The sequence below is a fragment of the Paenibacillus sp. FSL R5-0486 genome (assembly GCF_037975155.1).
Taxonomy (GTDB): Bacteria; Bacillota; Bacilli; order Paenibacillales; family Paenibacillaceae; genus Paenibacillus; species Paenibacillus amylolyticus.
Window position 1 is genome coordinate 5,425,786 of sequence record NZ_CP150237.1, and the last position, 15,581, is coordinate 5,441,366.

At 40.1% G+C, this 15,581-nt stretch carries 5 protein-coding genes; all 5 read right to left on the bottom strand.

Annotation, left to right across the window (positions count from 1 at the left end):
- Positions 1–23: 23 nt before the first annotated feature.
- From MKY01_RS24060 to MKY01_RS24080, 5 genes are read right to left on the bottom strand one after another with little or no spacing between them, the layout of a single operon-like run.
- Positions 24–7,673 carry an amino acid adenylation domain-containing protein gene (locus tag MKY01_RS24060; RefSeq protein ID WP_339283883.1) on the bottom strand — a complete coding sequence of 2,550 codons (7,650 nt, stop codon included), beginning with the start codon at positions 7,671–7,673 and terminating at the stop codon, positions 24–26.
- Entirely contained in the window at positions 7,670–12,043 is a 4,374-nt protein-coding gene (locus tag MKY01_RS24065; protein ID WP_339283884.1) for a MupA/Atu3671 family FMN-dependent luciferase-like monooxygenase, read from the bottom strand. Before MKY01_RS24065 ends, MKY01_RS24060 begins: the two co-directional genes overlap by 4 nt.
- The gene (gene gntD / locus MKY01_RS24070; RefSeq protein ID WP_339283886.1) at positions 12,034–13,077 is read right to left on the bottom strand and encodes a guanitoxin biosynthesis L-enduracididine beta-hydroxylase GntD; all 1,044 of its coding nucleotides are present in this window, start codon (positions 13,075–13,077) and stop codon (positions 12,034–12,036) included. The genes MKY01_RS24065 and gntD overlap by 10 nt, the downstream gene beginning before the upstream one ends.
- A gap of 33 nt (positions 13,078–13,110) precedes the next feature.
- On the bottom strand, positions 13,111–14,073 hold the full coding sequence (locus MKY01_RS24075) for a TauD/TfdA family dioxygenase (protein WP_339283888.1): 963 nt from the start codon (positions 14,071–14,073) through the stop codon (positions 13,111–13,113).
- A 38-nt stretch (positions 14,074–14,111) separates the two neighbouring features.
- Positions 14,112–15,581, bottom strand: coding sequence for a serine hydrolase domain-containing protein (locus tag MKY01_RS24080; protein WP_339283889.1), 1,470 nt, complete (start codon positions 15,579–15,581; stop codon positions 14,112–14,114).

Genomic DNA, 15,581 nt, shown 5'->3' on the forward strand with positions numbered 1-15,581 from the left:
TACAATTACAGTAGATCAGTAGATCAAAAATCAAACTCGAACTGCTGCGTATTCCATCCGCCTTCACTCTCGTTCTGCTGCCTAATTTTAATCTGATTCAATTTAATATCATGATCATCTCGAACTTGGCCCGCAATCTCAACGAAAGTTTCAACTATATACTCGACCATATCCTTGCTGAATTGGGAGGTATCATATTCGACCTGAATTTCCGTCCCTGTAGGGCTCTCCAGGATTACAAATGAAAGATCCATCATGGCGCTTCCATCATCCATAGTCTCATTAGCGACGATCTTCAATTCGTCAATGTAGAACACAGAAGGCCGGCATACTTCATAAGCAAACATGAAACGGAATAAAGGTGATCGTCCCGGAACGGTGGCAATCCCAAGCTCTTCCACCAACTTATCCAACGGATAAAGCTGATGTTTCAATGCCTCCTGCATAACCATTTTTATGTGATTCAAGTAGTCATTATAGTTCATGCTTCCATGTGGCTTGCTGCGTACAGGTAATGTATTAACAAACATACCCATGGTATCGGAAAATTCCTGGTCCACCCTTCCTGAGACTGGTGTTCCTACAACGATGTCCTCAGATCCCCATAGTAAATGCAAGGTACATTTGTATAAGGTAAGCAGCACATTAAATAAGGTTGTTTTCTTGTCGTTTGATAAAGTTGCCAAGTCTTCGAGGAGGGATTGGGGCAGGATATATGAAACCGCTCCGCCTCTAAAGGACTGAACATGAGTATTTGTATTCAAGGCGATAGTAGGCTTAAAATCGCTGAAGGTCGTAAGCCAATAGTTTTTGTCAATGTCCAACATTTGTCGCTTATAACGCTCCGTTTCCCAAATCACATAATCATGATACTGGTATTCAATGGATGGCAATGTTTCTCCCCTAAGCAACGCCATCAGCTCACGTTCCAAAATCCCCATAGAGATTCCATCACTGATCAGATGGTGAATATTTATAACCAATATATGATGATGATTCTCCATCCGTATGACTGCTGCTGAGAAGAGAGGTTCTTCCCCAACAACATCGAAAGGTTGCAATAACTGAGCCATTAACTGATCTCGCGTTTCGAGTGTCGAATCAAACCAGTATAAGAAATTATCGTAATCGCCCATAAACTGCACAGGCATGCCTTTGTGATATCCAAAACGATAACGCAATACGGAATGCCGCTCTAAGATTGTTTGGAGAGCAGATTCAAGGCGTAAAAAGTCAAATGTCCCAAACAAATCAAACTTACTTACAATGTTATATGACATCCCGATATTAGGGTGTTGACTCAGTAGAAAAATTCTGTTTTGGGCTAGAGATAATGGATACCGAGCTCCGGTAATTACATTCGTCGCTATATGGTCATCTCTATTCCTTCTGGCCGATTTAGCAACTTCATTTGATAACGATGCAATCGTTGGATTATCAAATACATCTTTGATTGTGAAGTTGATCTGATATTCCTTCTGCAAATAATCCGCCAACTGCATAGCTTGTAACGAATTTCCGCCTAATTCAAAGAAATCATCCTCAATCCCGAATCCTTGCTTCTCCAAGAGAACAGACCAATACGTGGCTATCTTCATTTCCATTTCCTTCCTTGGTAAAGTTTTGGGATTCGCTTCCGTACGCTCGGCTAACTCAATCAGCTTTCGACGATCTATTTTCCCGTTTAATGTAAGGGGAAAGGTATTTAGATGTACGTATTTATAGGGCACACTATAAGAAGGAAGTTTTTGGTTAAGGTGACTTTTCAGCTCCTCGATTGGCAGCTGGCTCTGTGAAACATAAAAAGCACACAAGTAGTTATTTGGGTGTTCTCCCAGGGACAGAACCGAAGCTTCGTCAATATCAGGATACGTCATTAAATTTTCTTCAACGTCTGATAACTCTATGCGGTATCCTCTTATTTTCACTTGATCGTCAATTCTACCAACATACTCAAGCTCCTTCGCAGACGACATACGCATTAAATCTCCGGACCTGTACATTTTTTGGTTCGCAGCGAATGGGTTGTCCAGGAACCTCTCTTGGTTCAGTTCTTCTCGGTTCAAATAACCTCTTGCCACACCTGCTCCACCCACATAAAGTTCGCCTATTCCACCTTGTGGAGAAAGCTGTCCATCTTTATTCAGCAAATACGTGCTTAGAGTAGGAATTGGTCTTCCAACACTCCGATTATCCTTAGCCATCTCCTCATGTCGAAGTTCCTTATATGTTGTAAAAATGGTTGTTTCCGTGATCCCGTAAATATTTAAGATATTTATTTCGGGATAAGCTTCATGAAAAGCAAGCAATCTTATCGGGTGAACCGCTTCTGCTGAAGAAATAACATATCTCAAAGGCAGATCCACGTCTTGCTCCAAAATGACCTTAATTAATGCATACAATGCTCCCGGGGTCTGGTTAAGCACGGTTACCTTCTCCCGAATTAGCAACTCCAAAAATTCACGATTATCGTACACAGCCTCGTTTGGAACAATGACCAATCTGGCACCTTTTAGAAGAGCCCCGTACATTTCCCATACTGAGTAATCAAAGCTCAATGCATGAAAAAGGGTCCAGACTTCCTGCTCATGAAATGGGAAGAACGGTGCTTCATTCTCAAACAATCTAACGATATTGGCGTGCGTGATCATAACTCCTTTAGGCTTGCCTGTAGTTCCAGATGTATAGATTAGGTATGCGAGATGTTCAGGTGTAAGGGCTATCCCCGGATTTGTTGTATCTCCGGTCTCATAGATCTCAACCAGATCACTCAAGCTTATTTTCTTTCCGGATGTATCGAGTGCATCCCATACGTCAGATGGTAAGTCAGCGATAACAAATTCTGCGCCGCAATCTTCCATAATGTAACGAATCAAATCATCGGAATACTTCGTATTAATGGGTACATATGCTGCCCCGACCTTTAGGATGGCTAATATGCTGACGATTGCATGGATAGATCTGTCCATATGCAAGGCAACGAAATGCCCAGCAGATACGCCCCTGTTTAGTAAAGCATTTGCCAATTGGTTGCTACGTTCGTTCAGTTGACGATACGTAAGCGCTTCAACTTGATCGTTAACAGCAATATGGTCAGGTACTGCTGCAACCTGTTGTTCAAAAAGATGCTGAATCGTCTTGCCAACAGGGAATTCCATCTGTGTACGATCAAACGCATGGATGATCTCGTCCACCTCTACTTGTCTCATAAAGTTAAGATTAGCAAGTTTCTCATGAGGTTTTGACAAGATATCTGCAATTAAATGAACGAGATATTCACCGTGTTTTTCAATCGTATTTTTTGTATACAGACTGCTATTAAACTCAAGTTTGATTAACATGTCATCTGTATGTTCGAATACTTCGATCAATAAGTCGAATTTGGCATCACCGCTCGCAACGACGTGTTCAACAATATCATCATGTTCATTCATTTGATTGTCTGCATGTGTCCTATTCTGCATAATAAACATGACGTCAAAAATAGGATTGCGGGATTGCTCCCTCTTGATTGAGAGATCGTCAACAAGCTGATCAAACGGATAATCCTGGTGTTCAAGATCATTCATTAATGAATCCGTTACTTCATTCAAAAAATCGGTAAATGTCTTCCCACCAGATGGGTAATTCCTTAAAGCGATGGTGTTTACAAATAAGCCCACACTTTCTTCAAAGCCGGGCTGAGTCCGTCCTGACACAGCTGTACCCAATAATACATCTTCTTGTCCGTTATACTTGTATATCATCACGTTATAAGCGGCCAGCAATACACTAAATAAGGTCGCGTCTTGCCCCTTCGCCAACTCTCGAAGTGAAGCAGTCATCGCAGCGTTCAGTTCAATCCAAACAGTCTCGGCTTTTCCATCTTGTTCCGATGTTCTTGAGTAGTCAGGTAATAAAGTGAAATCTGTCCGTTCAGCCTCTAGTTTTCCATACCAGTACGCCTGATCGTCCCGAGATTTCTGCGATTTCATATAACTTTCAAACCATAAGGCATAATATTTATAAGAGCTGTAATTTGCTTCTACAGGCTCGCCATCATATAAAAGAATGAATTGATTGATTAAATTCAAGTTTGATATGCCGTCAGTTATGATATGATGCATATCAATAAATAAGTCAAAGCACTCTTCGGTTACTTCAAAAACAGAGACTCGCAGCAAAGGAGCATCATTCAAATCAAAACTTGTTATCCATTCGTCATCAGCTGGCTCAGATTGCCACACATGTACATTGAAATTCCACTCCTGCAATATGCTTGCCATGATGGTCCCATCCACGACCGAAAAGCGTGTTCTTAGAATCTCGTGTTCTTTCAACAAACGATGAAAACAAGTCCGAAGTCTACTAGTATCCAACGGTTTATTAATCCTAAATTTCCCAGAGATATTGTACTTTGTACTGTTCATGTTCATTTGGTGCATTAGGAACATACGTGTCTGAGCAGGTGTCAACGAATATTGCGTAGACGTTGCTTCAAACATCGGTTCGAGTTCTTCAACAGAGGAACCCTGAACAAGTTTGTGTTTGATTAATTTTGCAAAATCGGCGGGTGTAGGATATAGAAATAACTCTTTGAGTGTTGCATTGATTCCCATCTCTTTTTTCAACTTAGAAATGAAGTTAGCCGCATATAGAGAATGCCCTCCAAGCTCGAAAAAGTGATCCTGTGGCCCAATGCCCTCAAACTTAAAAATCCCCTCCCATAGATGAATGATTTTCATCACTTCAGGATCTCGAGTAACTTGTTCTGAACTACCACCCGTTACATTCATTCGCTCTAGTAGATGATGTTCCACCTTACCACGATCAGAGAGAGGAAACTCCTCTAAAAAGACTATTTTTGTTGGCACCATATAAGGAGGTAAAGTCCGTGAGGCCCATAGTTTCAAGTCATGGTCCAATATCTCTTTCCCCTCAGTTACAACAACAAATGCACATAGAAATTTTCGATCTTCGGTATCTTTCAATAAGACAGCGACTTCTTCTATAGCACTATGAGATAACAGACATTTTTCGATTTCTTCCAATTCAATTCGATAACCATGCAGCTTTACCATTCGATCGTTACGGCCTAAAAAATCAATATAACCGCTCGATAACCATTTAGCTTGGTCTCCTGTACGATACATTTGTTCATTATGCAAAAAAGGATTCGGCACAAATCTGGACCGGCTCATATCCGGCAAGCGTATATAACCCGTGGAGAGGCCCTCTCCTCCAATTACGAGTTCTCCTGAAATGCCAACTGGCTGCAAACGATCATATTTGTCCAGAATATATGCCGTTTTATTCATCATTGGTTTACCGATAGGCGTAGTTTGCCAACTCTTGATCTCATTCAGGTTTACTTTGTAGTACGTTGCATCCACACAACATTCCGTTGGACCATATACATTAAATACTTCCAGATCTTCCTGCCCGTATAATTGAAACAAGTCCTCCAGCAACTGATGAGGCACCTTTTCACCACCAATTAATAAGCGGCGCAAAAATCGTGGTTGTTTGTTTTCAAAAAGAACAGATCTGATATAACTTGGACTGCCATTCATCATTTGAATTGCATGATTATCAAGGAAGTGAAGTAATTGCTCTTGATTCAAACGTTCTTCGTTTGTCGCAACGAATAGGGTGTGACCAAGCAATAAAGAACTGAAAATCTCCTCTATGGATTGGTCGAAGAAAAATGGCGCAAGCTGAGCCACATTTAGTTTCTTCTCAAAGGGTGCATATATTTCAAGAGATAGACCTCTTACTAGGTTGATAATACTCTTATGTTGCATCTCAACCCCTTTGGGCCTTCCTGTTGTTCCGGAAGTGTAGATAATGTAAGCTCCGTCATCAGACAGAACTGGATAAGTTAAAGCGCTCGGTTTTTGGTCCGAATCGGAAAGGGAAGCTTTGTCAATAAACAGACAGTTCATTCCTTCATAATTCCTGTCTTGTGCTTCCCATAGTTTCTTCTCCGAAAGCAATAATTGAATACCGCTATCCTGCATAATATATAGATTCCGATCTTCAGGCGCTTCCGGATCCAAAGGAACATAACGTAAGTTAGATCTTAATATTGCCAGAGCACCAATGATGAACCATTCATTACGATCAAACAACAAACCCACTGCCGTTCCCTTAGGCAACCCCATTGAAATCATTTCATTGGAGAGATTGGTTGATTCCCTTAGAAGTTCTCTATAGGTCATAGTCCGTTGTATACTGACTACAGCAGTTTCATTAGGATGAGCATTAGCCTGTTGTTCAAACATATGAAAAACGGATGAGAACTCCGGCATGCTAGTAAGCTCCTGCCTACTCAATAACTTCCCTTTTTCCTCAGCAGTCAACATATCAAAATTTCTGATCAATTCCGTTTTTTGGTCAGCTACCAATTGGACAATTCGAAGGAAGTGGCCTTTAAACAAGTTGAGCAACTCCGAATCATAACGGTTACGATCATAAATAATGGATACCTCAGCATGGTTAGTATATATATCAAATATCATTTCTAATGGATAGTGTGATTTTGAAGCAAATGTCACATTACTCACATTCATTCCTGTAATTTGATCGTTCAGATCAAAAGAAAGTTGATCCTCAGCAGGAATATCCCCATGATTATTAAAAATTAAGATGTGATCAATTAAATCCTGAGAAATTTCGCTTTCCCCCTGGATTTGGTGCAGCGGATAATATGAAAACTCTCTCGATTTGAACATGTCATTTTGAATGTTTCTAAGCAAATCTACCAGAGTTGTATTTGAGGTTGATATCACTCGCATTGGAATCGTGTTTAAGAATACCCCTAAGGCATGTTCGATATTCTCAATTCCGGGATCTCTAAGTGAAGTGACCAATCCGTATACAACGTCCTCCGAATTAGCGTATCGTTGTAACATCATTGCCCATATTCCTTGGAACACTACGTTAATCGTTACACGATATGCAGCAGCAACGGTTTTTAAGTTCTTGAACAATTCTGGATCAACTACAAGTTTCAATTCTTTATACTCGGATATAACATCTTGATAATTTCTCTTTGGAATTGAATAATTGGAATCGTAATTGGCCAAATAAGAATTCCAATAATCGGATGCTCCCATCCAATCTTGCTCATTCAACCATTGAATGAAATGGGCATCTGGCATACCCAACAGCTGGATATCCGTTCCACGGGCATGCAACACATTGTCATAATTAACCAAAAGATCCCTCAACAAAATTTTGAAGGAATAACCATCAATGAGTATATGATGATAACTGCAAATCAGTTTAAATGAGTTGTCGCTGGTCGAGAGGATAGAAAATCGTATGGGCGCTTCTTCTGATACCACAAAAGGCTTTGTACGGTCTTCAACCAGCAGCTTACATAAGAGGTCTTCAACATCGTCTCCCTCCAGTTTGGAAGCATCCATGTGATTCACTCTTGTGAATCCTTCCTTCCTGATTATCCTTACCACTTGATCAAGATCTTCATGTAAGAAAGTAGTTCGCATTACTTCACACCGTTTCGTGATGCCGTGCAAAGCCTCTATAAATTTATCGTATTGGAACAGTCCCTCGATCTGAACAACAAACTGTTCAACATATGTCCCATCAGGATGTTCATCGTTAATAAGATGGAACATCAATCCTGCCTGTATTGGGGGGACAACATCTATTCTTTGAACATCACTCATGGATGTGAACCTCCCATTTTTTTATTTTCTTGAATGATATGTTCCACCTGTTGCAATTGCTCATTATTTAATTGACCATATTGATAATGACTTCTCCGCTTGCTGGAAGGCACTTTTTTGCCAGTATCTACGCTAGGTATCGTACTCCGTCCAATACTGTTTTTGCTCGCAATGAGACCTTTAATGGTAGAGCGTTGGAATATATCTTTCACATCAATCTCATAATCTTTTTTCTTCAATAGTGCTACAACACGCATAGCTTTGATAGAATCTCCACCGAGTGAGAAAAAGTCATCAGAAATACTGATTTCATCACGGGCAAGAACCTGCTTCCAGACTTCAGCGACTAATATTTCTTCCTCACTTTGGGGAAGAACGTTCTCTTCCTCCACATAAAATTGCCGCAAATCCATTTTTTTTGCTGCACCCCGATCAATTTTGCCACTTGTGTTGAGGGGGATATCATCAACGAGAACAATGTTCCTTGGAACCATATACCGTGGTAACCGCCGATATAATATTTCACGAATATACTCTTTGTTAAGAGGTGGTTGAACAACAATTAGGGCGTGCAACACTGCATCTGACCCTTCCTGGAATTCACCTTCGAACACAACGGTTTTCACAACTCCCTCAATCGCACGGATGAAAGCTTCTATTTCCTCCAACTCGATGCGATATCCAGAAATTTTCACTTGATTATCTTTTCTTCCGAGGTATTCAAGCGATCCATCGGACCGTATGACTCCAAGATCTCCAGTTCTAAAGAACTTTCCTTGTTGTTGTCGCAGGTCAGAAGGAAGGTAAATAAATTTTTCGTTCGTTAGTTGCTCTCTGTTCAAGTAACCTCTCGAAACTCCACCTCCACCAATTACAATTTCACCTTGAATGTAAGGGGGCAAAGGTCTGAGTTTTTCATCCACCACATAGATCATTTCGCCGGGTAATGGGTTTCCGATCGGTATAAAATCACGCTTATTCTGCTCCACATCCAATAACGCCGACCAGATCGTTGTCTCCGTAGGGCCATAAGCATTTACGATTCGGGCATCCGTAATATGACGGAGCTTGTGGAACATTTCCACTGGAAATGCTTCCCCACCAATAATAATTGTTGTCAGAGATTTTAAAAATTCGTGTGATGATGAATCATTTAGAATATGTTGTAGACGAGAAGGAGTGGTTTGAAAATAATTAATGGGTCTCATCTTCTCCTTATGAACTTGAAGCTTCTCGTATTCTTTGAAACTCTTCATCCTTAATTCGTTTAATCGCTCTAACCCTTCCAAGACTTTTACAGAATCAATTCCAAAATCAATCAGGCTTGCAATTTCATTGACTCCGATATGAACAAGCTCGTCTACCATGACTTGACATGTCTCTACCGTTCCAAACAATGCTGCTTTATTCCAATATCGTTCAAAAGCAAATTCATACATTTCATCTTCTGACTCAATGTTAAAATCCTCGTGGAGTTTATCAATCAATCTTTGAACAAGTCCGGCACTAGAACGCAAATAGTTACAAAACGGCTCTTTAACTATTTTCTTTACTTCCTCAAGTTCATCACCCAAGTAAGTATGGATCATCAGAGTTACCTTGCCTGTATCTGGAGAAAATCCCGATTCCAACAGGGATTTCCTGTAAATATCGATATTACTCCTTAACGTTTCCAAGTCTTGTCCTAGTAGATGTGTAAGTACGTTAGCACCTATTTGCCCAGCCTTCTGAAATGTATCTGGGTTTCCTGCAGATGTGATCCAGATCGGCAAGTTTTCCTGAACAGGCTTGGGATATACACGCAGTGATGTGGTTTGACCTAATCCATTGATTCTACTAATCTCTCCACCACACCATAATGTTTTGACTTCTTTTATTTGTTTGTACATGTGTTCCTCTTTGTTCTCAAATCGTTCCGGTGCCAAGCTAAAATCGTCTACATGCCATCCTGATGCAAAAGATACTCCTACTCGACCAGAGGAAAGCTGGTCAATCATGGCCCAGTCTTCAGCGATATGCAAACTGTCTTGTAAAGGGGAGACAATGCTGCCCGCTCGAATATGGATTTTTTGAGTGACAGCTGCTATAGCAGCACTGGTTATCGCAGGATTAGGAAACTTCCCACCGAACTCATGAAAGTGACGTTCAGGCGTCCATACTGCTTCAAAATCATGTTTATCTGCAAAAATGGAAGATTCAAGTAACAATTGATACTCGTTTTCAGGTTGCTTATCCCGATTCGCATTACCAAAAAAGTAGAGGCTGAAATCTAGTTTGCGGGACGTATTTAAGTAAGCGTCGTAGCTTTCAAATTGTTCATGGTCATCTACTTTTAATACAACCTCTATCCCGTTACATAAAGTCCATAACAACTCCAGAACGGAAATGTCAAATGAAACGGTCGTAACCGATAGTAAAGCATCCTTCGTACTCGGTTTAAAGTAATCATTTAAACTCTCAAAAAACTGAATAACGTTTCGGTGCTCGACCATAACGCCTTTTGGTTTTCCTGTTGAACCAGACGTATAAATGACATAAGCTAGTGAGCTGACATCATGGATTCTTGAATCCATGATTATAGAACTCGAACTCGAAGAAGAATGCCAGTCTTCTAATGTAATAAGCCTCATGGGGAAGCCATAATTTTCAGGGATTGTATCCGTTACCAAGGCGATCATACCACTATCCTCAACAAGGTATTGAATGCGCTCTTCGGGCAATGTCGGGTCAATTGGTACATAAGCTGCACCGGCTCTTAACACACCCAAAATAGCAATAATTAACTCAGCCGAACGTGGTAAACATATTCCTACCCTGTCATCTGCTCTAATATCCAATTGATTGTGAAGGAAGTTAGCAAATGAATCGACCCTTACTTTTAATTCTGCGTAGGTAAAAATATGGTTCTTATATACCAACGCTACATCCCCTGGTTTCTCCACGCAAATTTCATCGAAGATTAAATCTAGTGTTTTCTCCTTGTAAGCACGAATAGACTCTAGGTCTGATAAAGGTTTCTGATCCAGATTCTCTGCTGTCACATCAGGTAAATACCAGAGCTGCTCCAACTTCATCTGAGGGTTGCTCAACATTCGGTTTAATATATGGATAAACTGATCTGATAATCCTTTTATGAATTCATCTTCAAAAATCTCTCTATTATAGCTGAAATTAAACTCAACATCTCTTTCCGATGGCGTAACCGTTAGTGTAATATCGTATGGATTAGTCTCATGAACCTCATAATTCAGGATAGAAATGTTATGATTTTTCTCCATACTTTCTATATTCATAGGGTAGTTTTCAATGACCACAACGGTGTCAAACAAACGATTTATCTTCCCAAAACCTGACCATTCATGAATTCGAGTCAAAGGTGTGTGTTCAAATGCAATGCCATCATGGAAGCGACCGGCACACTCCTGTAATACCTGCTGTACATTAGCATCAGAACTGTGTTTGAACCTAAAAGGAATTGTATTGATAAAAAGTCCTATTGTTTCATCAATAGCTTCGACTTCCATATTTCTTCCGGAAACAGCCACCCCAAACAGCACATCTTCACTTTGTGCATATTTCTGAAGCAAGATTCCCCATGTAGAATAAACAGCCATGGCCAGTGTACTTTGAATGGTAGAAATGTTATGCATAATCGAATCTTTATTATTTTCGCCAAGATTGATTTTGTAGTTTGTGAAGGAATCTATATTCTGATTATGTTTCTTAAATAAGGAGGTCTTAACTGCTCCATCTAAATAGCTCGTCCAGTAAACGCTTTCTGAATGACTGCTCGTATGTCTTAAGGCTTCAATGAACTGGCTGTATTTTGCTTTTTCTTGAACTACGGAATAGGTGTCGTCTTTTAACAGATGTTTATATATTTCTAACCATTGCTCCATAAAGAGCATATTGGACCAACCATCCATCAGAATATGATGAAATGCGACGACGATATGCCATTCTTCCTCACAGGTTTTTAACAGACCTATATGAAGAGGAGCATGCATAATATCAATTTTTTCGCGCAATGACCCTAATAGTTCATCAACACCTTGTGGATCTTGAGAACCGAGTTGATCACTCCATAAATTGGTGAAATGGAACGGCACATGATACTCCTTTAACACTATACGTATAGGTCTTTCTATTTTTTCCCACCGAAAAACTGTTCTCAACGTGTCATTTTGAACTGTTACATGATCTAATGCCCTGCGAAGAATCTCTTCGTCTAGGAATGTAGCTTTGATGTGATAATGGTATATTACATGATGCTGCTGTGGATTAATCATATGCTCAAAAAGCATCCCTTCTTGCAGAGGGGATAGATCTGTGACCGCTTCCACATTTTGCTTGGAAATCTTCATGTCCATGTCGAAACACCTACATTATTTTTCATTTTAGGCTGTATCAACCTAGATTCAGCACTCTTTCTACTATCTCTCGACTTTCGAAGGTCTCGTGTAATATTGATTCGTTTGAGCCAACGATCTCTGCCCGCATATTTGGGGCTGAATGGTTTTCTTCCATGGACAGCACGATAATTATCAACAAACAACATGTCTCCCGGTTTCAGTGTAATATCCATAATTGAATCTTCTATCTGGGATACGATATGTGCCATAGCTTCTCTGGCTAAGTCATCTTTCTCATCTATAACTCCCATAAAAAATGGGTCTAGCCTTATATAGGGAGAGTCGTAGTTACCGAATAAAATAGATAAAGGCTGCTTCGATGAATAATTAGCTTCAAATTGATCAAAAATCTCTGATGAATCTTGTCCCACATTATTTTTGCTAAAGTGAGATTCATCAGGCAAAATATAAAATCTCGGCTCAAACAAAACATCCTTGTACTTCTTTTCCAGATTTAACATATCTATAGATGCATAAGTTGTTGCAACTGAATCCGGATTCCGTAAACAAAACAAACCGAGATAATCAGCCCGATATTCATGAAAGGCTTCTTCTGTATGCCACCAAAGTAACGAATTACTCCCTGAGCCCAACTGCTCATTCTCATCTCCCTTTACAGGAAGTATATTGTGAATGTAATATCCTTGTTGCTGGGTCCCCCATCCAAACAAATCTCCTAGAATTGACCCACATAACGAAAAAAAGATTTCTACCTTTCGTGTCAATTTAGGATCTGGCCGTTCTCTCCAATGGGAGGGTGTCAGACCGATATCATCATCATTAACTGGGAATCCGGATATAACGAGATGAGATTGTTTTTCCGATTGTTTAAAATCAATTAATTTCTTCTTTAGTTCAAAAGGTAAATTATACCCCCATAGAGCTGCCTCCATTAAGTAACGGTCCGTCTCAAGATCCGTGTCTGCGGGAATAGATTCAACGAGTTCATAGATCTCATTGAGCTCACTAGCCGAAAGAACATACCTGTTCATTGTTATCATCTCTCCTTTGATTAGGTCCTGGATTTATACGTTATAGGGTTCAGCCATCGCAACGACAATTTTTCTATCTCCCTTAAATGTTTTTCTGCCGTGCGCCATGAGCATATTGTCTAACATGAGGACATCTCCCTCTTGCCATGGAAAGACTATACTGATCTCCTCGTACAGTCCTTGGATTTCATCTATTAAAGAGTCCGGAATTGTGCTACCATCTCCGAAATACGTATTGCGAGGAAGATTGTCATAACCCCGTTCTTCTATAAGCCATTCTCTGGCCTCTAAAGGCAGACTAGAGACATGAAATAAATTAGCTTGATTGAACCAGACCTTTTCCTTAGTGAGGGGGTGAATGGCTACTGAATCACGAACGGTTCGCGTCCGCAAATGATCTTTAGATATCCATTCGAATGCAATCCCATTTTTTTGGCAATACTGTTCTACGATCTTTTGGTCTTCTGTCTGGAAAACATTTTGCCAAGACAAATCCAAGATACCGTCGAAATTCCTTACATACATTACTTTCTTTTCGATAAATTGTTTTTTAATAGATGCATCTAGCTTCTGCAATAACTCTCTACTGTCTGCAATCGGCGTTTCCCCACCTACCTCGGCATTGATCTGGCAAGAAAACCATATCTTCATAGGCCATACTTTTGAATAAGAGCTTTCATTATGCATAGGTATACACTGGTCCTTAGGATATTCAGTGGAAGTATAGATATTATCCTGAACCTCAGTTCGTGGTGTAGATCGTTCCTTATACTCTAACAATTCTGAACTGAAGATTTGCGTGATTTCACTAAACTCTGATATCGATGCTTTGGGGAAATTCCGAAACAAAACGCCTCCTCTTTGTAGCAATACCTCTTCTAATTCCTTCTTGTTCTCTGTAACCCATTGATTCAATTTGATTTCTGTATCCGTGGGAGTATATGTGTAGAGTGATCCTGCAGTGTAATTTAATATGGAATTACCAATGCTTTTCATAATGATAAACCTCCTGATTTCATACGTTTTTGGAGAACTTAATCTTTTCTTTTTGGAAATAGAATGCTATATCCCCCGCAAAGGAAACATCCCCCTGCAGCTACGACCATGAAGATTGCACCCACAACCAAGCTTGAAGGAGCCCAAACGCTCAGGAAACTCCAGGGATACCCGTGATATAAAACAGTAGGAGAAAAGTAGATGGCCACAGTGAAAATTGCATATCCAACAGATAACAACGTCAGTTTAATTCTCGCATTCAAGGATGGTTTTTGGAAAGATCTATGCTTGTCCTTATACATTCGAGAACAGAAGAATAATGACAGCGCGATCACAAGCAAGCTCAATACAAGAAGCACTCTCATCACATTATTCAATATCAGAAATAGATCTACTTCGGATGGAGTCGGCGTGTTCCCTAATAAAATTTGCTCAATTCCCATAGCTATTGAAAATACAGCCTCTGAATTCAGGTTGGCCATCACGGTTACCCCTATTTTTTTTCCTTTATTCAATAACATGTAAGATGAAAATCCCGGATTTGCTCCTGAATGTTCAAGTTGCTCACCTTCAAATGAATAAATCTCCCATCCAGCAGCATATGACGCTCCTTCTTGTATCCCCTCCAGAGTGCTATCCTTCATGTGTGATTCCAAAATGACTTCACCAAAACCAGGTACATTGACCATCCCCAATTGGATCTTCATCCACTGACGCATATCCTCAGCATTGGACACAATGTATCCAGCGGGCGTATTCCCGCGATAGGATGGTCCGTCATAGGATGCTGCGCCGAAAAAACCTAACTTATGTCCAGAAGCCATATTTTCCTCTGACTGAACTTGTGCCTTAGGATAAGTATTCAATAATCCCAACGGATTGAATATATTTTCTATCATGTATTCTTCGTAACTCATCCCCGAAACTTCTGCAACAACGAGACCGATAATATCGTAATTCAAGGTTGCGTATTCGAACATTTGTCCTGGCTTGTTGACAAGTTGTACAGGTACCATTTCCATCAGCATTTGCTTCAAGGCATCAGCATCATTGCTTTCAGGGATTAGAGTTATGGAATCAGTAGGAATTCCGCTTGTATGGTGTAACAATTGCCGAATGTTAATGTCTGATTCGGTGCCATCCAAAACGGCCGTGAACCAAGGCAAATGTGCTGTTACGTTATCATCCAGGCTGAGCTTGCCCTGTTTAACCATTTTGAGTAATGCAAGCCCGGTAAAAGCTTTGGAATTGGAACCAAGTTCAAAAAGCGTCCTTTCATCAACGGCTTTGTTCCCAGAACTACGAAATCCATAACCTGCACTATATTCAAACTTATCTTGAACAATAGAAGCTGCTAATCCAGGAATTTTCATTTTTCCCATTTCCATATTAATAAACATATCAATAGATTTTTCAAGATTATGTGTTGAGGATTCAGCATACCCAACATAGTTATTACTCAAAAATACAACTAGAATTAGTAAGGTAAACATACGACGGAATTTCAT

What these genes read in the sequence shown, in the direction of transcription:
- MKY01_RS24060 (WP_339283883.1), bottom strand. Translation starts at nt 7,673, where the DNA reads ATGAGTGATGTTCAAAGAATAGATGTTGTCCCCCCAATACAGGCAGGA.
- MKY01_RS24065 (WP_339283884.1), bottom strand. Translation starts at nt 12,043, where the DNA reads ATGGACATGAAGATTTCCAAGCAAAATGTGGAAGCGGTCACAGATCTA.
- gntD (WP_339283886.1), bottom strand. Translation starts at nt 13,077, where the DNA reads ATGAACAGGTATGTTCTTTCGGCTAGTGAGCTCAATGAGATCTATGAA.
- MKY01_RS24075 (WP_339283888.1), bottom strand. Translation starts at nt 14,073, where the DNA reads ATGAAAAGCATTGGTAATTCCATATTAAATTACACTGCAGGATCACTC.
- MKY01_RS24080 (WP_339283889.1), bottom strand. Translation starts at nt 15,581, where the DNA reads ATGAAATTCCGTCGTATGTTTACCTTACTAATTCTAGTTGTATTTTTG.